20 protein-coding genes are annotated in these 22,637 nt (G+C 64.4%); 4 read left to right on the plus strand and 16 right to left on the minus strand.

The genetic code is table 11. From position 1 onward, the window contains the following. Positions 1-16 precede the first annotated feature (16 nt). Complete coding sequence (locus ABIB99_RS38820) at positions 17-2,755, minus strand: ATP-binding protein (RefSeq protein ID WP_354181004.1); 2,739 nt, start codon at positions 2,753-2,755, stop codon at positions 17-19. Between the two features lie 548 nt (positions 2,756-3,303). Between ABIB99_RS38820 and ABIB99_RS38825 the strand changes: the two genes are divergently transcribed. From ABIB99_RS38825 to ABIB99_RS38840, 4 genes are all read left to right on the plus strand, one after another. Then, positions 3,304-3,831: a hypothetical protein gene (locus tag ABIB99_RS38825; RefSeq protein WP_354181006.1), complete on the plus strand. Its 528-nt coding sequence runs from the start codon at positions 3,304-3,306 to the stop codon at positions 3,829-3,831. A gap of 34 nt (positions 3,832-3,865) precedes the next feature. Then, the gene (locus tag ABIB99_RS38830; RefSeq protein ID WP_354181008.1) at positions 3,866-4,513 is read left to right on the plus strand and encodes a cysteine hydrolase family protein; all 648 of its coding nucleotides are present in this window, start codon (positions 3,866-3,868) and stop codon (positions 4,511-4,513) included. A 105-nt stretch (positions 4,514-4,618) separates the two neighbouring features. Then, positions 4,619-5,596 carry an ABC transporter substrate-binding protein gene (locus ABIB99_RS38835; RefSeq protein WP_354181010.1) on the plus strand — a complete coding sequence of 326 codons (978 nt, stop codon included), beginning with the start codon at positions 4,619-4,621 and terminating at the stop codon, positions 5,594-5,596. A gap of 23 nt (positions 5,597-5,619) precedes the next feature. Continuing rightward, the gene (locus ABIB99_RS38840; protein ID WP_354181012.1) at positions 5,620-6,441 is read left to right on the plus strand and encodes an enoyl-CoA hydratase/isomerase family protein; all 822 of its coding nucleotides are present in this window, start codon (positions 5,620-5,622) and stop codon (positions 6,439-6,441) included. 27 nt (positions 6,442-6,468) lie between these two features. Here the strand turns inward: ABIB99_RS38840 and ABIB99_RS38845 are convergent, their stop codons facing one another. The 15 genes from ABIB99_RS38845 to ABIB99_RS38915 all read right to left on the minus strand — a co-directional run bounded on the left by ABIB99_RS38845 (position 6,469) and on the right by ABIB99_RS38915 (position 22,633). Beyond that, entirely contained in the window at positions 6,469-8,031 is a 1,563-nt protein-coding gene (locus tag ABIB99_RS38845; RefSeq protein ID WP_354181014.1) for a L,D-transpeptidase, read from the minus strand. Positions 8,032-8,251: 220 nt separating this feature from the next. Beyond that, positions 8,252-8,470, minus strand: coding sequence for a hypothetical protein (locus ABIB99_RS38850; protein ID WP_071916378.1), 219 nt, complete (start codon positions 8,468-8,470; stop codon positions 8,252-8,254). A 100-nt stretch (positions 8,471-8,570) separates the two neighbouring features. Further along, entirely contained in the window at positions 8,571-9,764 is a 1,194-nt protein-coding gene (locus ABIB99_RS38855) for a CaiB/BaiF CoA transferase family protein (protein WP_354181017.1), read from the minus strand. Positions 9,765-9,852: 88 nt separating this feature from the next. Then, a complete protein-coding gene (locus ABIB99_RS38860) occupies positions 9,853-11,067 on the minus strand; it encodes an ABC transporter substrate-binding protein (protein ID WP_502917546.1) in 1,215 nt (404 codons plus the stop codon). A gap of 216 nt (positions 11,068-11,283) precedes the next feature. Continuing rightward, positions 11,284-11,979 (minus strand): ABC transporter ATP-binding protein, encoded by a 696-nt coding sequence (locus ABIB99_RS38865; protein ID WP_063985355.1) that lies wholly within the window; start codon positions 11,977-11,979, stop codon positions 11,284-11,286. Continuing rightward, positions 11,979-12,728, minus strand: coding sequence for an ABC transporter ATP-binding protein (locus ABIB99_RS38870; RefSeq protein ID WP_247311738.1), 750 nt, complete (start codon positions 12,726-12,728; stop codon positions 11,979-11,981). The genes ABIB99_RS38865 and ABIB99_RS38870 overlap by 1 nt, the downstream gene beginning before the upstream one ends. Beyond that, positions 12,725-14,005 (minus strand): branched-chain amino acid ABC transporter permease, encoded by a 1,281-nt coding sequence (locus tag ABIB99_RS38875; protein ID WP_354181022.1) that lies wholly within the window; start codon positions 14,003-14,005, stop codon positions 12,725-12,727. Before ABIB99_RS38875 ends, ABIB99_RS38870 begins: the two co-directional genes overlap by 4 nt. Next, on the minus strand, positions 14,002-14,949 hold the full coding sequence (locus tag ABIB99_RS38880) for a branched-chain amino acid ABC transporter permease (protein ID WP_354181024.1): 948 nt from the start codon (positions 14,947-14,949) through the stop codon (positions 14,002-14,004). The genes ABIB99_RS38875 and ABIB99_RS38880 overlap by 4 nt, the downstream gene beginning before the upstream one ends. Positions 14,950-15,068: 119 nt before the next feature. After that, a complete protein-coding gene (locus ABIB99_RS38885; RefSeq protein ID WP_354181026.1) occupies positions 15,069-16,301 on the minus strand; it encodes a branched-chain amino acid ABC transporter substrate-binding protein in 1,233 nt (410 codons plus the stop codon). 245 nt (positions 16,302-16,546) lie between these two features. Then, positions 16,547-17,674 carry a mandelate racemase/muconate lactonizing enzyme family protein gene (locus tag ABIB99_RS38890; RefSeq protein ID WP_354181028.1) on the minus strand — a complete coding sequence of 376 codons (1,128 nt, stop codon included), beginning with the start codon at positions 17,672-17,674 and terminating at the stop codon, positions 16,547-16,549. Positions 17,675-17,722: 48 nt separating this feature from the next. Continuing rightward, the gene (locus ABIB99_RS38895) at positions 17,723-18,760 is read right to left on the minus strand and encodes a tagatose 1,6-diphosphate aldolase (protein WP_354181030.1); all 1,038 of its coding nucleotides are present in this window, start codon (positions 18,758-18,760) and stop codon (positions 17,723-17,725) included. After that, complete coding sequence (locus ABIB99_RS38900) at positions 18,757-19,716, minus strand: sugar kinase (protein ID WP_354181032.1); 960 nt, start codon at positions 19,714-19,716, stop codon at positions 18,757-18,759. The genes ABIB99_RS38895 and ABIB99_RS38900 overlap by 4 nt, the downstream gene beginning before the upstream one ends. Further along, positions 19,713-20,786 carry an ABC transporter ATP-binding protein gene (locus tag ABIB99_RS38905; protein ID WP_354181034.1) on the minus strand — a complete coding sequence of 358 codons (1,074 nt, stop codon included), beginning with the start codon at positions 20,784-20,786 and terminating at the stop codon, positions 19,713-19,715. Before ABIB99_RS38905 ends, ABIB99_RS38900 begins: the two co-directional genes overlap by 4 nt. A gap of 6 nt (positions 20,787-20,792) precedes the next feature. Further along, entirely contained in the window at positions 20,793-21,797 is a 1,005-nt protein-coding gene (locus ABIB99_RS38910; RefSeq protein WP_354181036.1) for a zinc-dependent alcohol dehydrogenase family protein, read from the minus strand. Positions 21,798-21,805: 8 nt separating this feature from the next. Next, complete coding sequence (locus ABIB99_RS38915; protein ID WP_085403252.1) at positions 21,806-22,633, minus strand: carbohydrate ABC transporter permease; 828 nt, start codon at positions 22,631-22,633, stop codon at positions 21,806-21,808. Between the last annotated feature and the right edge of the window lie 4 nt (positions 22,634-22,637).

Genomic DNA, 22,637 nt, shown 5'->3' on the forward strand with positions numbered 1-22,637 from the left:
AAGCAGCCGTTTCGCGCTATCGCGTCGTTTGGTCTCGGCCATGAGCGCCGCCAGATCCGTTGCCGCGCGCAGTTCCCAGGACCGTGCGCCCTGCGCGCGCCAGGTCGACTGATTGCTGGAAGCACGCTTCTGCCTCCTCTCGGCTCGCGCCCGGCGTCGCACTGAGCAGCTTGCCCTTCACGCGGAGCAATTCCGGCATCTGGAACAGCTCACCACTCCCGTTCACCCGATCGATCGCCGCATCGACGAGAGGGAGCCCATCCCCGGCTTGCCCGAGCGTGAGCAAGCCCAGCGCAAGCTCCATGTTGAACTCGGTGGTGAGCAGTTCGTGGCGCGCCGCGTGAATCGGCTTGAGGCCGGCCCGCAGATCGTCGACGCCTTGCCTCACATCTCCTCGCCGGATTGTCAGCTCGGCCTTGCGGCAACGCCCGATCGCCATCAGCGGTCCCATGGCGTTTGCCTCAGCCAGCGAATAAGAGCGATCGATGTAGTGCTGGGCGGCGTCAAGATCGCCGCGCCAGAGGAAGACTGTTCCCGCGCCGGCCAGCACCAGAGCCAGCGCAGCCGAATGCCCCATGGCCTCCGAGGCCTTGACCGCCTCTCTCGCGCGATCCGCCGCCCGATCCGGATAGCCGTGCAGCCAGAGCGTTCGCGCCAGCGCGACGATCGACCGGTAGTGCGGATCGTAGCCCAACAAGACGGAGCCCTGCTGAGCGTGCGACAGGACCCCCATCAGGGACTCGAGCTCGCGGCGCGAGCCAGCGAGATCGCCTGAAAACTGCAAGGCCATGCCGAGGGCGGAATGAGCCAGCGTTCTGATCGCAAGATCGCCGGATCTTTCGGCGAGCCCGTGGCACCGCTGGGCGTAGTCGAGCAAGATCCTGAAATGCCCGCTGCGGCCGTGGAAGATGTACTGCATGTTGAGCAGTCCGGCCTCGTACGCCGTATCGCCCCGCGCTTCGGCAATCGCGAGGCTCCTGTTCAGGGTGTCATTGACGGCGTCGCTCTCCCCGTACATCTGCGACGAGGAGACCCCAAGGCCGGCCTGGAGCCGCATCTCATCGGAACTCCCGACGGTGGCCGCGTCGAGCGCGATCAGTGCACGCTGGGACCAGCGGTGACACTCTGCAAGTAGGGACATCGCCAGGAAGACGTCAACGGCCGCCGCGGCGAGTTGAATCCCGAGCCTGATCTCTCCGCGCTCTCCAAAACACCATTCGAGCGCCGCACGCACGTTGTTCATGCTGGCGAAGTGCAACGCTCGTTCCGCTCCGCTCGCGAAGGTCGACCAGTCGCGGCCCCGCTGTTCCAGCCAATTGCGGTAGTAAGTCGCATGCCGGACTGCGAGGTCATGGGCTTCGTCCTCGGCGATCTGAATGTCCCGCGCGTAGGCACGCGTTGTATCCAAGAGACGGTAGCTCATCATGGTTCCGACCGGACGCGTCGCGACCATCGATTTCGCGATAAGACTGTCAATCGCGCCGAGAATATCCCTCTCGCCGACATCGCGTCCGCAGACGGAGATCACGGCATCGAGCGTGAAGTGCCCGACGAAGGCGGCAAGCCGGCGGAGAACTATTCGCTCCAGATCGGAGAGAAGGCCAAAACTCCAGTCTAGCGTCGCATGCAGCGTCCTCTGGCGGGGCGGCGCGCTCCTCGGTCCAAGCCAGGACAGCCCAAGCCTCTGGTCCAGCAGCGAGGCTGTCCCATGCACGCCATAGCTCTCGACACGGCGGGCCGCGAGCTCGATGGCAAGCGCCACGCCGTCAAGCTTGCGGCACATGTTGGCAACGATGGGCGCCTCGTCGTCGCTGAACTGCAGCTGGGCGCCGCTCGCGCGGGCTCGCTCAACGAAAAGTTGGATGGCCGGAAATGCCCTGGCAATTTCTGCCGTCAAGTCAGCACCCTCGGGCGGACAGGCCAAAGTGTCGAGACGGTAGACATTCTCTCCATCGGCCTGAAGCGCTTCGCGGCTCGTCGCGAGAATGTGAACGTTTGGCGCAGTCGCGAACACCGACGATGCGAACGCGGCGACAGGTTCGACCAGATGTTCGCAGGTATCGAGGATCAGCAATATCCGCTTGTCTCGGAGATAGGCGACGATGCTGGGTGTCGCGTCGCTGGATTGCACCGACAATCCGAGAAGGGAGGCAACGACCGTACCGACCAGTGCCGGATCGCTGACCATGCTGAAATCGACAAAGAGCACCGCCCCATCGAAACTCTGCATCAACCGGTGTCCGACGGCGATCGCGAGCGTCGTCTTGCCAACGCCGCCGGCCCCTACGATCGTCACAAAGCGTGTCGCCTTCAGTCGCGCGGGGATTTCCTCGATCTCGACCTCGCGGTCGATCATCGGAAGGCGCACCGGCAGATTGGCTTGTTGAAAGGACGGCGCGGCGGCTGCTTGCGGTTCTTGATCGACCGAGCGGGCAACCTGGGCAACGAAAGTATAACCCCGCCCGGAGGAGGTCACGATGTAGCGGCTGCCTTCGCCGCCCTCACCGAGCGCCCTGCGAAGGTTGGTCATATGAAAACGCAAGGCACCTTCTTCGACGACCAAGCCAGGCCAGACCTGACGCAGAAGCTCGGCTTTGCTGATCAATTCGTTGGGCCGCGATAGCAGTGCGACCAGGAGATCGTAGGCCCGCCCCTTAAGCTCCACGTGCTCGCTGTTCCGGGTCAGCACCCGTTCGGTCAGATTCAGACGGAACGAACCGAACGAAATAATCTCCGTGTTCTGCGCTGTTGGCATCTATCGGCGTATTCTTGCGTCGCGCGCTACAATTGGCTGATCGCGGAATGGCGGTGGAGACCGGCTTTGTACTGATCGTGATATCCGATCTCCGGGGCAAAGAGTAGTGCTGCGGCGCCACGTCCCGACATGGCGGCCCGCCGTTTTGCGCAGCAATGGCGCCCGCATTTTCGTCTTGAGCGACAATGGCTTGTAAGTTCTCCGACATTCTGTGCGGGACCCGTTTGGCCGGGACGGAAGAGCCCGCGGCATCGCCGCTGAGACCGCCGCTCATAACAAAATCTCGCAGCCTCTAACACTCGGCCTGCCGACCGCCGGGAAGGCGCCGCCGGCTCGTTTGGCGCAGGCTGCTCGCGGCTCCGTGAGGGGCTAACGATCCATAACAATCCATAACGAGCAAATTCCGATCGTCCGCACCAATCTAGCTACAGGACGAGCGGCCAATCGACCCGTTCAAAAGATCTGCGAATGCGCCACGCAGGTCAGAACACGGGGCCGTGAAGTCTCGAGCACGTCAACGGCGCGCAACGCAACGAGGAGATTGAGACATGACCAGCAACCAGATCGTCGATTCCAGCTTCACCGCCATCATCAATGCCCCGAAGGACAAGATCAACATTCCCGAGTGGTGCTTCAACCTGTCCGAACGTGAATATCAGGGCTGCTCGCCGGCGCACATCGCCGCCGGCTTCACGACTGCGCCGGACGGCAAGCGGATGTCCATCAACGTCGAGACCATCGGCGGCAGCCTGATGGTACAGCACTACGTCGAGACTCTCGGCGAGAAGGACCATCTGATCCTCGATTCGACCTCCGACGTCTTCACACCCACCGGACGCACGACCATTCACGTCACCTGGGAATTGAGCGTCAAGGAAATGGAACCCGGCAAGTGCGAGTTCACCAACCGCGTCCGGTCGCACGCGACCGACGAGTTCATGGCCTTCATCGGCAAGCAGGGCATCCCGTTCGACCTGTTCCGTGCGCAGCGCCAGCCCGCTTCGATCGCCCACAATCAGAGCGAAACACCGCTGTTCGCCGCCAGCATCGAACGCGCTGCGCTAGCGAACGCCTGACAATCGCGGCTGCATCGTCACAATGGAGAGTTCCATGACACTTTCTTCCTACGACAAGAGCATCACCGCCCTTCTCGTGGTCGATCCCTACAACGATTTCATTTCGGAGGGTGGCAAGATCTGGCCACGGATCAAGGCCGTGGCCGAAGCGAACAATTGCGTTCCGCACATGCAGCAGGTTCTGCATGCCGCGCGCGATGCGAAGCTTCGGGTCTTCTATGCCATGCATCACCGCTACCGCCCCGGCGACTACGAATCCTGGAAGTACGTCGCGCCGGTCCAGCGGAGGGCGTGGAAGGCCAAGAGCTTCGAGTTTGGCACCTGGGGTGGCGAATTCCGCGCCGAGTTCGTGCCTGAGCCCGGCGAAATCGTCGCCGGCGAACATTGGTGCTCCAGCGGCTTCGCCAACACCGACCTGGATCTCCAGCTCAAACGGCACGGCATCCAGCGTCTCATCGTCATCGGGCTGATCGCGCACACCTGCATCGAAGCGACCGTCCGTTTCGCCGCCGAGCTCGGCTACGACGTCACGGTCGTCAAGGACGCCGTCGCCGACTACTCCGACGAGATGATGCATGCCGCACTCGAGATCAACATGCCGAACTACGCCAGCGCCATCGTGACCACGAAGGAGATCGTCGAGGTGTTGGCGTCGGACCCGTCCGCAGTGGTCGCTGCCTAGTCGGGCCCAACCGATACGAAGGATCCGGACGGGCAACCACGCCATGCAGCCTGGCCGGATCCGACGAGGCAAGAGCAGCTCAGAACCAAATCTGGAGGCTCGATCATGAGACGCCGCGATTTTCTTGGAATTTTCGCCGGGTTTGCATTGTGGCCGTCCTTTGCGAAGGAGGAGCACGGCAAGCCTGTCATCGGCTTCATGAGCAGCCGGACGCCAGACGATTCGGCCCGCATCCTCGCCGCCTTTCGCAAGGGGCTCACCGAGGCCGGCTACGTCGAAGGCCAGGACGCGACGATCGCCTACCGCTGGGCCGAAGGCGACTATGAAAGGCTTCCGGCGCTGGCGGCCGAGATCGTCAGGCTCAATCCATCCGTGCTGATCGCGGCCGGTGGTGAGCCGTCCGCGCTCGCGGCCAAGGCCGCATCGGCCGACATCCCGACCGTCTTCTCTGTCGGCGGAGATCCCGTGAAGATCGGTCTCGTCAGAAGCATGAACCGGCCCGGCGGCAACATGACCGGCGTGAGCCTGCTGGCCACGGAGCTGGAGGCCAAGCGGCTCGGAATCCTGCACGAGCTATTGCCTCGCGCAAAAGTGCTCGGCGTTCTCATTGACCGCGAATTTCAGGAGTCCGGAACGCAAATCCTCGAGATCACGCAGGCCGCGGAGGACATCGATCAGCCCGTCGAGATCGTGTACGCGAGCAGCGACGACGATCTCGCGATTGCCTTCGAGCGACTGAAGATCGTGGGCGCCGAAGGCCTGCTCGTTTGCGCGTCCCCGTTCTTCGACACGCGAGGAAAGCACATCGTGGCTTTCGAGGCACAGGGACGCCTTCCGGCGATCCACCAATTCCGCGAATACGCCGTTCAGGGCGCCTTGATGAGCTACGGCGTCTCCCCGCCCGACGGCTACCGGCAAATCGGACTTTATGCCGGCCAGATCCTCAAAGGCACCTCGCCGTCCGACCTGCCTGTCGTCCAACCGACGACGTTCGAGTTCGTCATCAACGCAAAGGCCGCCGGCGCGGCGGGGCTCGATATCCCGGCGAGCCTGCTCGCACGCGCCGACGAGGTGATTCAGTGAAGCCGAAAAACAAGGAGACTCCCATGACCCGACAGATCATCATCGACAGGCCGTACTCCGGCCTATGGATCGCGACCTTCAACAATCCGCCGATCAATCTGATCGACCCCGACACGATCGGCGAGCTCCAGGAGCTGCTCACGGCGCTGGAGAGCGATGCGGACGTCAAGGTCGTGGTGTTTCGAAGTGCGGACCCGGATTTCTTCCTGGCGCATTGGGACGTGCTCGCCGACAAGGCGAAAGTGGCGGCGATGCCGCCCGGCCCGACCGGCATGCATCCCTGGATCGACGTGCTCGTACGACTGGCGCGCGCGCCGGTCGCCTCCATCGCTGAAATCCGCGGCCGTGCACGCGGCGCGGGAAGCGAATTTGTCCTGGCCTGCGACATGCGCTTCGCCAGCATCGAACGGGGCATTCTCGGACAGTTCGAGGTCGGCCTCGGATCGGTCCCCGGCGGAAATCCCATGGCGCGGCTCGCAGGCCTGATGGGGCGCGGGCGCGGCCTCGAGGTGATCCTGGGCGCAGATGATTTTTCGGCCAAGCTCGCCGAGCGTTACGGTTACGTCAACCGCGCGCTGCCCGACGCGGAGATCGAGGCGTTCGTCGAGGCCTTCGCTCGCCGGATGGCCTCATTCGAGAAGCATGCGCTGGTTGGCGCCAAGGCGCTCATGAATGACGTGACACTGCCGGCGGACAGCGTCTTCCCGCCGGCGCTAAAGGCCTTCTTCACCTCGGCTACTCATCCGGCGACGCGGGCGCGGGCCGCGTCTCTGCTGGAACGCGGATTGCAGCGGCGTTCCGACATCGAGTTGCGGCTTGGTGCGGCGGTGGCGGATCTCAGATGAGATCATACGGACGCTGCGTGCCGCGTCCTACCAGAAGCCCCGCTGCATCGGCTGCGCCGGCTGATAATACTGATACTGGCCGCGGCGGCGCGGATTGACGGGCTGCGGGTTCGGCTGCTGCTGGAAGAAGAAGCCGAAGCCGTTGCCGCCATTGCCCCAGCTGTCATCGCTTGCCATTTCCATCGGCGGCGGCGCGGTCGGCTTGCGGGTGATGAAGCCGCCCTGCGGATGATTGCTCAGCACCGCGACGAACTCGGTGCGGTAGTTGGTCTCGGCACTCAGCGGCTCGTCCGAAATCACGATCGACGAACGCGGCAATGCCGTCGGCCCGATGCGATCCCAGACGTCCTGCGGAATGGTGATGCGATCGAGCGCGTCCTTGGCGTCGTCGCCGTTCTCGATCGTGACCACGCTCCAGCGCAGGCCGGTATCGGCCTTCGCCATCGCGGTGAAGATATGCGTGCCGAGCGGCTGGTCGGGATTGCGGATGGTGACGGGCACCTCGATGCTGGTGTCGAACACTTCGCCGCCGCCATCCGGCGCCGGCTTGTGCGTGTTCCGCCGCACGTAGAGCTTCTGCGTCGCGCGGCTGATGTAGACGGACACCGGCTCAAGCGCGAGCTTGGCGTCGGTCGCAGCCGTCACGGCATCGGCCTTCCTGGTTGCCGCGACCTTTGCCGCCTCCTTGGTGGCGGCAACGGCGTCGCGCTTCGGCTGCGCGGCGGCCTTGGCGGCATCGAGCCCCGACGCAGCGTCGGCGGCCTTGGTCGCAACCTTCTGCTTCAGCTCCTCGGCCTGCGCCCGCGCTTGATCGGTCTTGGCGGCCGCGATCTTCTTGTCGGCGAAAGCGAGCTCGGCGTCGGCCTTGGCCTTCTGCTGTTCCAGCTTGCGCAGCGATGCGGGAAGCGACGCGGCCTCCTTCGCGGCCGCGGCCGCAGCCTTCTTGGCCTCGGCGGCAGCCTGGATCGCCTCCTCGGCTTCAGCGGAGAGCTTGTCGGACCGGTTCGGCACGGCCGCGATGGCCTCGCGCTTCGGCACGAACAGCGAGGGATGAGTGAAATCGATCGGGGCCGCGTCGTTCGGCGAGATGATCACGCGCATGCCGATGTTGGTTTTGTCGAACAGGCCCTCGGCAAAGCCGAAGGGCATCCGCACGCAGCCGTGCGAAGCGGCATAGCCGGGCAGCGGCCCGCCATGCAGCGCGATGCCGTTCCAGGTGATGCGCTGCATGTTGGGCATCCAGGCATCGTCATACATGGTCGAGCGGTGGTCCTTGTCCTTCTCGACGATGGCGAAGACGCCGGCCGGCGTCTCGCGCCCGGTGGTGCCGGTCGACACCGGTGCACGCAGGATCCAGCCGTCGGAATCGTAGAAAGTGACCTGCTGGCTCTTGATCGACACGATCGCCATGATCGGCTCGCCGGCCTCGCGCGGCGCCACCGCCTCGGCCGGCTGGCGGGCCTGCTTGGCCGCCTCGGCGCTTCCGCTCAGCGCCGTCAGGGCAACGGCCGTTGCGAGCGCAACAAGTCCGGGGGGCCGCCAACGCCGCATCGCCATGGTGGATTGCGCCGTCGTCATCAGGTCTTTCATGCCATTCCCCGGTCCAGTACCAGTCCGCGCCTTACGTCGATCACGTCAGATTGCGATCTTTGAATTAAGAATTCGCAGCCACCTTGCGTTCCGTATCCGGCAATATTCGGACCTATCAGGCGGCAAATCTCTCATATACGAGGGCTTGCGCGGGCGGAAGGTGGGCTGGGGCCGGAGCTGGCCCGGGGCTGGTCACGAATCGCTGCGGCACAATGTCCGGTTAGTGGGTTCGACGCCCGATCAGCCGTGTCATTGCAGCGCCGAACAGGCCGAACAGCGCATACACCATGAGCGGCAGAGCGTGCGCGGCAGCCTGCCCGACCGGTTCGTGCTCCACGATTAGCAGGACCGCGAACACGGTCAGGCTCAGGAGGACGCAGATGAGGGCGGCAGCAAGGCCCAGCCTGCGCAGAACGAAGGCAAAGTCGGTGGTGGTCATGACCGCATCCGGGGCGAAGATGAACAGACCTACGCTAGACCCGCCCGCGCCAGCAGGATGTGACCGTCATCACAGAGATGCGGTTCCCGAACGCCGCGGCTCAAGACGCGACCCCGACAGCCTTGCTATCCACCGCGGCCTGGATTTCCGCATCGCTCAGGCCCGCCTCGCGCAACACCTCGCGCGAATGCTCGCCGAGGCGCGGCGCCATGCGATGGATGCCGGCCGGGCTTTCCGAGAATTTCGTCGCGGGCCGCGCCTGCCGGATCCGGCCTTCGGTCGGATGATCGATATCCGCAAACAATGCGACGGCGGCGAGATGCGGCTGCTCGCCGATCTCGGTGAGCCGGGCGAAGGCGGTGTGCGGCACGTCCAGCCGCAGCAATAGCTCCTCCCATTCCGCCGTGGTGCGGGTCGGCCCGATCTCGCTCATGCGGTCGTAGACCTTGTCGATGTTCTGGGAACGAAGCACGGGATCGCGCACCCCGAGCTCCTCGATCAGCTCGGGGCGGCCGACAGCCTCGAAGAACGCGCACCAATTGTCTCCGGAGTAAGGCAGCATCGTCAGCCAGCCATCCTTGGTCTGCACCGGGCGCCGGTTCTTCATCCGCTTGTAGCCGGTCGGGCCGATCGGCGGATCGAACGCGTGCCCGCCCAGCATCTCGATACTGTTGAAGCCGGCGATGGTTTCCAGCATGGGGACTTCGACCATCTGGCCCTGCCCGCTGCGCTCGCGCCGGAACAAGGCCGCGGACACCGCGCCGACCATCGCCATCGCGCAGATCTTGTCGCCGATCAGGCTCGGAACGAATTCCGGCTCCTCGTCCGATCCGATCGATGACGCAAGGCCTGAAGCCGCCTGGATGATCTCGTCGAATGCGGGGCGCGCCGCCCACGGCCCGTCCTGGCCGAAGCCGGTCGCCGCGGCATAGATCAGCCGCGGATTGAGCTTTGCGCAGGCCTCGTAACCGAAGCCGAGCCGCGCCATCGCCGCGGGTCGCACATTGGTGACGAGCGCATCGACCGTCGGGATCAGTTTTGCCAGCGCCGCCTTGCCGTCCGGATGCTTCAGATCGAGCGCGAGGCTGCGCTTGTTACGGTTGACGGCCATGAACTGGCCGCTCATGCCGCGGTTCCGGAACACGCCGGTGTAGCGCCAGGTGTCGCCCGCGGGCGGCTCGACCTTGATGACATCGGCGCCCCAGTCCCCGAGCATCTGCGCGGCGTAGGGGCCGAACAGCACGCTCGTCAGATCGAGAACGCGGATACCGCTGAGGGGGCCGGTCGGTGTCATCGTCGTTTCACTGTCGTTGGAGGAAGCAACTGTAGGACAAGACGGGCGGCCAAGGCTGTGCCAGCCCGCCCGTCACATTGCGTCGATCCTATTCGCCGATCACGTCGCCGAACAGCTCCCAGGATTTGCCGTTGAAGCGCGCCATCTGCAACTGCCGGATCGGCGTCACCTGCTCGGCCGAGGTGTTGAGCTTGATGCCCGGCAGCAGCATCGGCAGCTCGACGTCCTTGAAGGATTGCGTCTGCTTCATCAAATTGGCGCGGGTGAGGTCGTTGCCGGCGCGCTGCAGCACCAGCTCCATGATCTGCGCCATGGTGTAGCCGGTGACGTTGAAGACGTCGGCCGGATCGGCGCCCGAATTGTACGTCTTCATCCACTCGCGCCAGGCTTTCATGCCGGAATCATTCTCCCAGCGCGGATCACCGGGATCCTTCTGGAAAGCACCAGTGACGATGCCGACGGAATTGTCGAGCCCGGCCGGCACCAGCACGGAGCCGACGGAGTTGGAAACGGCGGGAAGGATGATCTGCGGCTTCCAGCCGAGCTCGGCGATTTTCTTGATGGCCTGCGCCGCGAATTTCGGCGTGCACTCGTTGAAAACAACGTCGGCGCCGGCGGCCTTGAACTTGACGATCTGGGAGTCGACGGTCGGATCCGATGTCTCGTAGGTAGCCTCGGACACGATCTGGTTGACGTGCTCCCCTAACCCCTCCTTGAAGCCGGCGAGATAGTCGCGCCCGGGATCCTCGTTCGGCGTGATGACGGCGATTTTGGCATTCGGCTTGTTCGCAAGAATCCACTTGGCATAGATGCGGCCTTCGGTCCGGTAGGTCGGCTGCGAACCGGTGGTCCAGGGAAAATGCTGCGGATCGTTCCAGCGGCTGGCGCCGCTCGACGGGAACAGCTGCGGAATCTTCTTGGCGTTGAGGTATTTCTGCGCGGCGATGTTGGGACCGGTGCCGAGCATCGAGAACATCGCCAGCACCTCGTCGCTCTCGGCGAGGCGGCGAACCTGCTCGACCGTCTTCGACGGCGAATAACCGTCGTCCATGCTGAGCAGCTCGACATTACGGCCGTTGATGCCGCCCTTGTCGTTGAGCATCTTGAAATAGGCGATCTCGGCGCGGCCAATCGCGGAATAGGCGGAGGCCGGTCCCGAATAGGGCATGGTCTGCCCGAGCTTGATCGACGTGTCGGTCGCGCCGGTGTCGTAGTTTCCGGCCGTCGCGGCCGAAGCGGCGCCCAGAGCCGCAAGCAGAGCAACGACTCCACGGACCAGTTGTCTTCCCGGCATGCTCGGCATCTCCTTCCCAGGCAAGACGCATCGACGCGCGAGCTCACAGGCTGCCGCCGGCGCCCTCCACTTTCTTCTTGGTTATCATCGGCCGCATCGATTGCGATGCCGGCGAGCGCGACGATACAAGGATTATGAAGCGTGAGATGTAGCGAAGAATTCAGATGCGTATGCGCATCGCGCAGCCGTTCTATTTTACGCGTGCGTCACACGACAATGTGAGCGTCAGACTTCGAGCCATTCCTGACGCACGGCGGCGTTGGCCTTGAGCTCGTCCGGCGTCCCCTCAAACACGACGCGGCCGTGGCCCATGATGTAGACGCGCTTCGAGATCCGCATCGCGATCGAGAGCTTCTGCTCGACCAGCAGGATTGCGACGCCGGCCTGCGCGATGCGGGCGATGAGATCGCCGACCTGCTGTACGATCAGCGGTGCCAGACCTTCGGTCGGCTCGTCGATCATGATGAGGTCCGGATCACCCATCAGCGTCCGGCAGGTGGTGAGCATCTGCTTCTCGCCGCCCGACAACACGCCCGCGGCCGTATCGGCGCGCGCGGCGAGATTGGGGAACATCTCGAGCATGTCCTCAAGCCGCCATTTGCCGGGGCGGCGCGTGTCCTTGACGCCGAGCAGGAGGTTTTGGCGAACCGTCAGGCTCGGGAAGATATCGCGATGTTCAGGGACATAGCCGAGGCCGAGGTGCGCGATCTTGTAGCTGGGAAGGCCGGCGATGTCCTTGCCCTTGAAGCGGATCGTGCCTTGCGGCGCGACCTCGCCCATGATCGCCTTGACCGTGGTCGAGCGGCCGACACCGTTGCGGCCGAGCAGGCTCACGACCTCGCCCGCGGCGACGTCAAGGTCGACGCCCTGGAGGATGTGGCTCTTGCCGTAATAGGCGTGGAGATCCCTGACCTCGAGCATCAGTGCGCTTCCTCGCCGAGATAGGCTTCCTTGACCTTCGGATCGCGCCGGATCTCTTCCGGCGTGCCCGATGCGATGATGTGGCCGTAGACCAGCACGGAGATGCGGTCGGCAAGGCCGAACACCACGCTCATGTCGTGCTCGACGATGACCAGGGTCTTGCCCTCGGTCAGCCGCCGGATCAGCGACACCGCGCGGTCGGTTTCAGCGTGGCTCATGCCGGCGGTCGGCTCGTCCAGCATGACGACCGTGGCCCCGCTCGCGATGGTGATGCCGATCTCAAGCTCGCGCTGCTCGGCGTAGGTCAGAAGTCCCGCCGGAACATCGCGCCGGTGCGTGAGATGGATGTCGTCCAGGATCTGGGCCGTGCGCTCGCGCACTTCCGGCAGGCTGTCGACGTTCTTCCAGAAAGCGTAGCGGTGTCCCGTCGCCCACAGCACGGCGCAGCGGACATTCTCCCAGACCGACATGCGGGCGAACACGTTGGTGACCTGGAACGAGCGCGACAGGCCGCGCCGGTTGATCTCGAACGGCCGCAGGCCGGAGATCACATCGCCGTTCAGCTTCACCTCGCCCGAGGTCGGCTTGATGTGGCCGCTGATCAGATTGAACGTCGTGGATTTCCCCGCGCCGTTCGGACCGATGACGGCGTGACGCTCGCCTTTCGCGACGCTGAGGTTGAGGTCGCGGATGATGCCGACATTGCCGAAGCGCTTTTCGACGGCGCGGACTTCGATGGCCACGGTCATGCCAAATACCCCCGGTCACGGGCGACCGTCGCAGCCCTGTCCCACGCGTCCGCGATCCTCCGCCAGGTCAGCCGCGCGACGAACGCACCGCCGACGACGAGAACTGCTGCGGAAATCCACGTCACCGGGGATTTCGCATTGAAGGGAATGCCAAACAGGTTGATCGGGTCGCCGCCGGAATAGCGCGCGACCGTCTCGATGGTGAGGATGACGCCGCAGGCGAGCGCCAGGGTCGGCACGACAGCGACGAGATAGGACGGGATCACCGTCCACAGCGTTCCGGCGCGAACCAGCGGCCGGTGCATCATCAACAGGCCGGCGATGCCGCCCGGCGCGAACATCACGATGCCGATGAAGATGATGCCGAAATAGAGCTGCCAGACGCTGGTGAGGCCTGTCAGCCCGAGCTGGAGATAGGTCACCAGGATCGCGCCGAGGATCGGCCCGAAGAAATAGGCGATGCCGCCGATGAAGGTGGAGAACAGCACGAGGCCGGACTGGATCGCACCGAGCAGCGCGGAGTTCGCGATCTCGAAATTGATCGCGGTCAGGCCGCCGGCGACGCCCGCGAAGAACCCGGCAAAGCAATAGGCGAGATAGCGAACGACGTGAGGATCGTAGCCGATGAACTGGACACGCTCGGGATTGTCGCGGACGGCATTGCTGATCCGTCCCAGGGGCGTCCGGGTCAGCGCGTACATCACGATGGCCGACAGCACCAGCCAGAACGCGATCAGATAATAGACCTGAAGCTGCGGCCCGAACGACCAGCCGAACATCTTGGGCAACGCCGTGCGATCCGTGGTGATGCCGGCCTCGCCGCCGAACACCGAGCGCAGGATCAGTGAGGACGACGCCACCAATTCGCCGATGCCGAGCGAGATCATCGCGAACACGGTGCCGGCGCGCTTGGTCATGACCCAGCCGATGATGACAGCGAAGACGAGACCACCGATCCCGCCGAACAGCGGAATGAACGGCAGCGGGATCGGCCAGCCGTGCGACACCACCGCATTCATCATGTGGCAGGCCGCGAAGCCGCCGAGGCCGTAATGCACGGCGTGACCGAACGACAGCAGGCCGGTCTGGCCGAGCAGGATGTTGTAGGAGAGCGCGAAGACGATCGCGATGCCGATCAGGCTGAACGACGTCAGCGAGCCGCCGGAGGAGAAGATCAGCGGCAGGACGATCAGCGCGGCGATGCCGATCAGCCAGACGCCGTAGAAGCGCAGGCCGTCGCCGGCGGGCTTCGATGTCGAAATCGGTTTGGCGGTCATGACTCGCGCGTCCCCATCAGGCCCATGGGGCGAACGATCAGAATGAGCACCAGCAGCATATAGGGAACGATCGGCGCGACCTGCGCGATCGTGACGTTCCAGATGTCGGTGAGGACCGACGGTCCCGTCGACGGATCGAGCGGTCCAAACGCACTCGCCAGCGAGCCGTTCAGCGCCACCGCAAAGGTCTGCACCAGTCCGATGACGAGCGAGGCGACGAAAGCGCCGGGCAAGGAGCCGAGGCCACCGAACACGATGACGACGAACAGGATGGGCCCGAGCGCCGCGGCCATGTCCGACTGCGTCACCAGCGCCGGACCGGCAATGACGCCGGCAATGCCGGCGAGCGCGCTGCCGACGCCGAACACCACCATGAACACACGCCCGACATTGTGGCCGAGATGCCCGACCATGTGCGGATGCGTCAGCGCCGCCTGCACGATCAGGCCGACGCGGGTGCGCTTGAGCACGACCAGCAGCGCCACGAAGATCACGACCGACACGGCCAGCATGAAGATCTTGTAGGCGGGATAGTTGGTCGAGAAGATCGTGAAGGCCGGGAAGTCGAGCAACGACGGCACGCGATAGTCGACCGGGCTCTTGCCCCAGATCATCGACACGATTTCTTCGATCGCAAAAGCCAGACCGAACGTCAGCAGCAATTCCGCGACATGGCCGTGCTTGTGGGTGTTGCGCAGGCCGTAGCGCTCTACCGCCATGCCGATGGCGCCGACCAGCAGCGGCGCCAGCACCAGCGCCGGCCAGAACCCGATCCACTTCGTGAGCTGGAAGCCGAAGAAGGCGCCGAGCATGTAGAAGCTGGCATGCGCGAAATTGAGCACGCCCATCATGCTGAAGATGACGGTCAGCCCGCTCGACAGCAGGAAGAGCAGCATGCCGAACAGCACGCCGTTCAGGGTCGAAATGACAATGAGTTCAAGCACAGCGCACTCGTCTCTGTCCGGGGCCTGATGGCCCCGGTGAACATCGCCCAATCAAGAATAGTCCGGCCACCGCCTTCCCGCGACCGATGGCGGCCGCGGGAAAACGACGGCTGTCGTGATTACGGCCGCGCCATCTTGCAGGTCGTGGGGACCATGGCCTGCGCCGTGTCGACCTTGGAGACGAGGTGCCAGCCCCAGCCGGTGTTTTCCTCGTCGAACGGCTCGTTCTCGGTCAGCCTGCCGAAGGAGGAAATGTAGATCGGCTGAAGGAACTGGTGGTCGTCCTTGCGCATGATGCCGGAGCCGCCGTCCAGGACCTCGAACTTCAGGTCCTCGAGCGCCGCCGCCACCTTCACGGGATCGATCGAGTTGGCCTTCTCGGCAGCCGCCTTGAACATGCGCATCTCGTTGACCGCACGCGGGTACCAGAGCGACAGATTGACCTTGGCGCGGAACGCCTTCTCGTAATCCATCGCGACCTTGTTGCCGGAATTCGCAAAGCCTTCGGTGATCTGGAAGACCTGATGATCGAGACCGGTCTGCTTGACGGCAGTGGGGCCGCCGGCGCCGCCGGCATAATAGGTGTACCAGTTGACCTTCAGGCCGGCGTCAGCGGCAGCCTTGAGCAGCAGCGCGAAGTCCTGGCCCCAATTGCCGGTGACGACGCTGTCGGCGCCGGACGCCTTGATCTTGGCGATATAGGGCGAGAAATCGGTGACCTTCAGCAGCGGATGCAGCTCGTCGCCGACGATCTGGATGTCGGGCCGCTTGGCGCCGAGCATCTTGCGCGCGTCGGAGCGGACGGACTGACCGAACGAATAGTCCTGGTTGATCAGGTACACCTTTTTGATCGAGGCGGTGTCCTTCATGTAGTTGGTGAGCGCCTCCATCTTGATGTCGGAGCTCGCATCCCAGCGGAAATGCCAGTAGCTGCACTTCTCGTTGGTCAGGCTGGGATCGACGGCGGCGTAGTTGAAGTACAGCACTTCCTTGCCGGGATTGCGCGTGTTGTTCTTGGTGACGAAATCCGACAGCGCCGCGCCGACGGACGAGCCGTTGCCTTGCGTGATGTAGTGGACCCCGGCGTCGATCGCCTTCTGGGCCTGCACCAGGCTTTCCTGCGGATTGGTCTTGTTGTCGAGCGGCACGATCTCGATCTTGTGGCCGAGAATGCCGCCCTTGGCGTTGAGCTCGTCGGCCAGATACTGGAATGTCTTCAGACCACCCTCGCCGACGCTGGCACCACCGCCGGAGAGCGGATCGATGTAGCCGATCTTGAGGGTGTCCTCAGCCGACGCGGCATGACCGAGCATCGGGGCGATCACGGCAATGGCCAAAGTGAGCTTGCGCATTTTTTCGTTTCCTCGCTGGCTATCGACTTTAGTCGATGGGCTTTTTGCGCATGTTGCAGCGCAATTGCAGATCCCTAATGAGCAGAACGAACTTTGATTTTCAAGCTCGGCGAGACATGGCTCCGGCCATCGTTATGAAATGTGAAGGCGGCTACCCGTCTCGCCGGCAGCTTTCCGCGACGAGGAATAGAACGCAAGGGGAAACTGGCCTGCGCGGCGTCCGACGACGCAGGTGTCGCAGCCGCCTACAGGCTGCGATAGTCCGCGATTCCTGACAGGTCGGGCGTGAATCCGAGCCCCGGTTCCTCGCCGAGGACGATCGTACCATCAGTGACATTGGCAACGGCACCGCAGAACCGGTCGCGCAGCGGATTGTCGTTGGCATCGACCTCGAGCCAGCCGTCGCCGCCGATGCCCGCCAGCAGATGCGCCGAGGCGAGCAGTCCGATGCCGCCGCCGAGATAATGCGGGCAGAACGTCTTGCCCGCCTTCAGAATGTCGCGCGCGACGCCAGCGCATGCGCTCAGCCCGCCCCATTTCGCGATGTCAGGCTGAACGACGCCGAGCACGTCTTCGGCCAGGACGTCCTTGAATCCCTCGACGCTCGAAATGTTCTCGCCCGCGGCAATCGGCATTTTCGCGGCTGCCCGCAGCCTGCGCCATTCCTCGCGCGGCCGGTCGGCCCGGATGGGCTCCTCCAGCCAGCGCAGATCGAACGCGGCCAACCGCGGCAGCATCTCCAGCGCCTGATCGACCGACCAGCCCTGATTGGCATCGGCGGCGAGCATGCCCGCACCGACGATCGCGCGCAGCGCGGCCAAATTGGCGAGATCGGTCTCGGCACCGAAGCCGACCTTCAGCTTCAACGCGCGATGGCCACGCGCGTGCGCGGCTTCGGCCGTCTGCGCGGCGCCGCCCGGATTGATGCCGCTGGCATAGACCTTGATCCTGCGCGACTGCCCACCGAGAAGCCGCCACAGCGGCAAGCGCTGCCGACGCGCGGAGAGGTCCCACAGCGCGAGATCGATGCCGGAAATCGCCTGCGCGAACGGACCGGGCTCGCCGCATTGAAGCGCCAGCACTTCGGTACCCTTCGTCAGGACCTCGAAAGCCTGGGCGGGACCGTCGAACCTGCGCCCGACAAGGCCCGGAGCCAGCACTTCGTTGACAAGCCGGGCACGGTGCTCGGCGCCCGGTGCAGGAAAGTTGGACCAGGCTTCGCCCCATCCCTCGACACCGTCCTCGTCGACTGCGCGAACGAAGACGGCCGGACGGTTGAGCATCTTGCCGAACGACGTCACCACCGGCGTCGCCAAGGGATAGCGATAGCAGAAGGCCTCGATCGAGCAGATGGTGAAGCTGTCAGTCGTCATATTGCAGGTCCTGCGACCGAGGTGAGACCACGCGGGACCGTTACCATCTTAGTAGGCGCGCGCGAAGTCACCTTCCTGCTTGATATCAGCGAACACCGGGAAGCGCGCCTTCCACGCCGTACCCTTGGCCGTGGTCAGTTGATTGAGCCGTTCCAGCACCCCGAGGCCATCCTTGCGCAGGCTGGCCGATACCGCTGCGCGGTCCGGAAAGTTCTTCAGGACGGCATCCAGCCAGATGGTGCGGCCCGCCAGGAAACCGCTTGCGCCTGCGGCATAGGAGTAGTCGAGCACGCGCTCGAACTTTTCAGGCGCAGCGCCGCCCGACAGCAATACCCAGGGGATGCTGCGTTCGCGGCAGATATCGCCGATCGCATCGAACTCATTCTGCGCGGCCTTTGCTTCCGCGCTGCCGTCACGCGCCGGCAGGCTGTTGGCTGCAAGCGGGCTCTCCAGCTTGAGAAGATCGACGCCGTATTCAGGCTTTGCGAATTCACGCACGCTGTCGATGACGAGGCCCGGGAGCTTGCCGGGCGATTCCACGTAATCGGCCGTGTGATTGGCGCTGCCGAGGAACGGGTAGACCAGCAACTCGAGCACGTACGGGATATCGTGACGGGCGCAGTCTTCGCCGATTTCGCGCACGAAACGCTTCTGGTGCTCGTTCACCGCGGCATCGGCGTCCGGCCGGTACCAGGCCAGCACCTTGACGGCGTCGCCGCCCATGGCGCGGATCTTCTCCACGCTCCAATTGGTGATCGCGCGCGACTTGCGGCCGCCCGCGGTTTCCTCAACGCGGTGCTCTTCCAGCGTCATGATCAGGCCGCAGCGCGGCGGCAGCAGGTCGATCGCGGCAGGCACTGCGAAGTTCGGGTCGAACAGCATCGAGCTGCAATGCGGCGCGAGGTTCTCGACGAGGAGGCGCTTGGCCGCCGTGACGTCGGAATATTCGACCTGGTCCCGCGTGATCCCCTTTGCCTTCGCAATGGCGTCGAACAATGGCGGCCGCTGATCCAGCGCGACCATGCGAAAATGGCCATCCGCGTCAGCAAGCCGTGCCAGGCCGCGGTTCTTTCCAATCGTTCTCATGGCTTCGTCCTCATGAATACAAGACACTCGTTGATCTCGGGGATTCCGTTACGGCCGCCGGCGTGGCGGCATTTCATGGCGGCCGTCGCCGCCGAAAACGCCATGGCGGCGCGCACGTCGAGGCCGGCGCCGATCGCGAGCGCATAGGCGCCGTGGAAGACGTCGCCCGCGCCCGTGGTGTCGACGACGTCGACGGCGTAGGCGGCCTGCTGGTGCAGCTGGCGGTTCTCGTACCAACTCACGCCGCCCGCGCCGCGCGTGACGGCGATGACGCGGCAGCCGAAGCGCGCAAGGGCTGCGAGAGATTTGCCTTCGGCCGAGCCGGCAAAGGCAGCGAGCGCGGGCTCGGAGAAGATGGCGTGATCGGTCAAGGGCAGCAGCCGCTCGAATACCTCGGCATCGGCCATGTCGCCGTCGAGCACGGTCGGGATGTTGCGCGATCGCGCTTCGCGAAACAGCGTCGCGGCTCCCTCCACCCAGCGCGGATCGGCCAGCACGGAGGATGCGCGCGCGACAGATTCGAGCGGAAGCCAGTCTGCGGCTTCCGGATAAAGGCCGCGGAAATTGACGATCTGCCGCTCGCCGCTGCTGTCGACGATAATCCCGGAGACCGACGAGCGGCCATCGGGAAACAGCCGGAAATTCTCGACATCGACGCCTTCGGCCGTGAAGGCCGATTTCATCTCGTGGCCAGCGGCATCATTCCCTGCCCGCCCCCAGAACGCGACGGATGCGCCGAGCTTTGCCACCGCAACAGAAGCATTGGCGGCCATGCCGCCGCCAAGCGTGCCGTACTCGACCGCCTTGATCTTCTCGCTTCCACCCGCGAACGGCCGATCGACGCGCCAGACCTGGTCGAGCGCGGATAGCCCGAGGCAGATCACGTGCACGGGCTTCGCGCCGGACGCGAGGTCGGCCAGCGCCGAGAGATCGCCGATGTTTGCCGACGCACTCACCGCAAGACCTGTCCGTTGGATGCAGCGAACAAATGCGTCTTGCCCGACTGTGGGCGCAGATTGATGCGATCACCAACCTTCGGCCGCAGCGCCGGATCGACCCGCGCGATGGCGGATCCGCCGGCGAGATCGAAATGGATCAGCGTGTCCGAGCCGAGCGGCTCGACCAGCTTGACTTTGATGGCGATGCCATCGGCGGCATCAGTGGCGATGGCAAAGTGTTCGGGGCGAATGCCCAGCACGGCGTTGCCGGCCTTGCTCAGGCGGCCAGCGGTCTCGCCGTCCAGCGGCACCACCGTTCCGCCTTGCAACAGGATCGCGCGCTCCTGACGCCATTCGACCGGGAAGAAATTCATCGCGGGCGAGCCGATGAAGCCGGCGACGAACTGGTTGGTGGGCCGCTCGTAAACCGTCTCCGGTGTATCGTATTGCTGGATCGTGCCGCTCTGGAGCACGACGATCCGGTCGGCCATGGTCATGGCCTCGATCTGGTCATGCGTCACGAAGACCATGGTGGTCTTCAGCTCCTGCGACAGCGCCTTGATCTCCGCCCGCACCTGCCCGCGCAGCTTCGCATCGAGATTGGAGAGCGGCTCGTCGAACAAAAAGGCCTTGGGATTGCGCACGATGGCGCGGCCCATGGCGACGCGCTGGCGCTGGCCGCCGGACAACTCCTTCGGCTTGCGGTCGAGATAGGGCTCGATGTGCAGCAGTGCAGCCGCACGCCTCACGCGGGCGTCGATCTCGGCCTTCGGTGTGCCTCTCAGCTCCAACGCAAACGACATATTGTCGTAGACCCGCATGTGCGGGTAGAGCGCGTAATCTTGGAACACCATCGCGATATCGCGCTGCGCAGCCTGGACGCCGTTGACGCGCCTGTCGCCGATGTAGAGATCGCCGGACGAAATCGGCTCGAGACCGGCGATGATGCGCAACAAGGTCGACTTGCCGCAGCCGGACGGGCCGACGAAGACGACGAATTCGTGGTCCGCGATCTCCAGATTGAGATCGGGGATCACGGTGAAATTGCCGTAGCGCTTGGTGAGGTTGCGGATCGAGATCGAAGCCATGATTGCTCAGTCCAGCGCCAGCACGGGCTTGATCAGCTCGCCCTTGGCGAAGCGGGCGAAATTCTCTGGCAGAGCCGACAGGCCGAACTGACCGTCGACCAGGACGCGGTACTCGTCCTTGTATTTGCGCAGCAGTTCGACATTGGGCTCGAAATCCGAGACCGGGAAATAGAAGGTCCGGATCATGTAAAAGTCCTTGCGGCGGAAGACCTTGCCTTCCTCGATGGTCCAGGGCGCGGCGTTCTCGCCGACCAGCACCAGCGCGCCGCGCGGCAGGACCAGCTCGATGCCGAGGTTGCGCGCCGCATGCGCGCCGGAGCATTCCATGATGAGGGCGAAGCGCTTCGAGGCATCTCCGACCGGGTGCGCCTTTGCGCCAAAGGACTGCGCGATCTTCAGCCGTGCCGCGTTGGGATCGGCAACGTGGATGTCGTCGTAGCCGAGCGCGCGGAGCGCCAGCACGACGCCAAGGCCGACGGGCCCGGCGCCCATCACGAGGACCGGCCCCGCCTCATTCGGCGGCACAATGCGGCTGACGAAGCGCACGGCGTGGCCCGACGTGCCGATGGTGTCGAGCAGCAGCGGCGCAAGGCTGTCCTCGATATCGTCTGGCACCGGCAGCAGGCAGTTTTCCGGCACCGGCACATATTCGGCATAACCGCCCGGCCTGTTCCAGCCGATCAGGCTGGACACTTCCAGGCACATCTGGGTATCGCCGCGCTTGCAAGCCGCACAGTGACCGCAGTGCAAGGGGATATAGACGGCGCAGCGGCGGCCGTGCAGGCGATGACCGGGCTGCTCGACCACGCCAAAGATCTCGTGGCCCGCAGTGAACTCGGCGCCCTTGTGCCAGAGCTTGAAGTCGGAGCCGCACAGTGCGGTGCGCGAGACGCGGACGAGCACTTCACCTGTGCCGACATCGGGCATCGCGACGCGCTCGATGGTGATGCGGTCATTGCCGTGGAAGACCGCGGCCTGCATGATCGAATTCGGACGGGGCGACACGTTCATTTCGATACCTAGCCTTTCACCGCACCGAGCGTCAGTCCGGACACCAGCCAGCGCTGAACCAGGGCCGCCAGCACCAGCGGCGGCAACGCGATCAGCGTTGCTGCCGCCATGAGGGCGCCCCATTGCGTCGAGCCTTCGCCGATGAAGTTGAAGGCCGCCGCGATCAGCGTCTTGGTGTCGCCGTTGGAGAGCACCAGCGCAAACAGGAAGTAGTTCCACGAAAACACGAAGGCGAGGATCGCCGAGACGGCGACGCCTGACGCCACCAGCGGCAGCGCGATGCGCCAGAGGATGCGCGTGACGCTGCATCCATCCACTTGCGCCGCCTCGAACACGCTGCGCGGAATGCCGTCGAAGGACGGCAACAAAACCCAGATCACGATCGGCAGCGTGATGACGGCATGGCTGAGGATCAGCGCGGTGTAGGAGCCGATCATGCCGACCTGCCGGAACATCACGTACCACGGCAGCAGGAACAACGTTCCGGGCGCCATGCGCGCGGCGAGCGTCAGGATGGCCGGCCACGAAATCCGCGTCCAGGAGACCGCGAAGGCTGCAGGAATTCCAAACAGCAGACCGAGTGCGGTCGAGCCAACGGTGACAATGAGACTGTTGAGCGCGTAGCTGAGGAACGGCGTGGTCCTGGTCAGCTCGACATAGTTTTCCAGCGTCGGCGAGAAGCTCAGCGTCGGCGGATACGCGGTGACCTCGAACGACGGCTTGAACGAGGACAGCACCATCCAGACCGTCGGCGCCATGATGAGCACGCCGGCGAGCAGGAGCTGCACCGTGTTGAGCCAGCGGATCCAGCGGTCGGTGTTGGCGGCATCGTTCATGACA

This window comes from Bradyrhizobium sp. LA6.1 (genome assembly GCF_040547805.1).
Lineage (GTDB): Bacteria > Pseudomonadota > Alphaproteobacteria > Rhizobiales > Xanthobacteraceae > Bradyrhizobium > Bradyrhizobium barranii.

Coding starts and splice junctions, on each gene's coding strand:
- ABIB99_RS38870 (WP_247311738.1), bottom strand. CDS start 12,728: ATGACCGTGGCCATCGAAGTCCGCGCCGTCGAAAAGCGCTTCGGCAAT.
- ABIB99_RS38835 (WP_354181010.1), top strand. CDS start 4,619: ATGAGACGCCGCGATTTTCTTGGAATTTTCGCCGGGTTTGCATTGTGG.
- ABIB99_RS38910 (WP_354181036.1), bottom strand. CDS start 21,797: ATGAACGTGTCGCCCCGTCCGAATTCGATCATGCAGGCCGCGGTCTTC.
- ABIB99_RS38895 (WP_354181030.1), bottom strand. CDS start 18,760: ATGAGAACGATTGGAAAGAACCGCGGCCTGGCACGGCTTGCTGACGCG.
- ABIB99_RS38865 (WP_063985355.1), bottom strand. CDS start 11,979: ATGCTCGAGGTCAGGGATCTCCACGCCTATTACGGCAAGAGCCACATC.
- ABIB99_RS38855 (WP_354181017.1), bottom strand. CDS start 9,764: ATGACACCGACCGGCCCCCTCAGCGGTATCCGCGTTCTCGATCTGACG.
- ABIB99_RS38825 (WP_354181006.1), top strand. CDS start 3,304: ATGACCAGCAACCAGATCGTCGATTCCAGCTTCACCGCCATCATCAAT.
- ABIB99_RS38875 (WP_354181022.1), bottom strand. CDS start 14,005: ATGACCGCCAAACCGATTTCGACATCGAAGCCCGCCGGCGACGGCCTG.
- ABIB99_RS38885 (WP_354181026.1), bottom strand. CDS start 16,301: ATGCGCAAGCTCACTTTGGCCATTGCCGTGATCGCCCCGATGCTCGGT.
- ABIB99_RS38850 (WP_071916378.1), bottom strand. CDS start 8,470: ATGACCACCACCGACTTTGCCTTCGTTCTGCGCAGGCTGGGCCTTGCT.
- ABIB99_RS38905 (WP_354181034.1), bottom strand. CDS start 20,786: ATGGCTTCGATCTCGATCCGCAACCTCACCAAGCGCTACGGCAATTTC.
- ABIB99_RS38890 (WP_354181028.1), bottom strand. CDS start 17,674: ATGACGACTGACAGCTTCACCATCTGCTCGATCGAGGCCTTCTGCTAT.
- ABIB99_RS38860 (WP_502917546.1), bottom strand. CDS start 11,067: ATGCCGAGCATGCCGGGAAGACAACTGGTCCGTGGAGTCGTTGCTCTG.
- ABIB99_RS38820 (WP_354181004.1), bottom strand. CDS start 2,755: ATGCCAACAGCGCAGAACACGGAGATTATTTCGTTCGGTTCGTTCCGT.
- ABIB99_RS38915 (WP_085403252.1), bottom strand. CDS start 22,633: ATGAACGATGCCGCCAACACCGACCGCTGGATCCGCTGGCTCAACACG.
- ABIB99_RS38830 (WP_354181008.1), top strand. CDS start 3,866: ATGACACTTTCTTCCTACGACAAGAGCATCACCGCCCTTCTCGTGGTC.
- ABIB99_RS38840 (WP_354181012.1), top strand. CDS start 5,620: ATGACCCGACAGATCATCATCGACAGGCCGTACTCCGGCCTATGGATC.
- ABIB99_RS38845 (WP_354181014.1), bottom strand. CDS start 8,031: ATGAAAGACCTGATGACGACGGCGCAATCCACCATGGCGATGCGGCGT.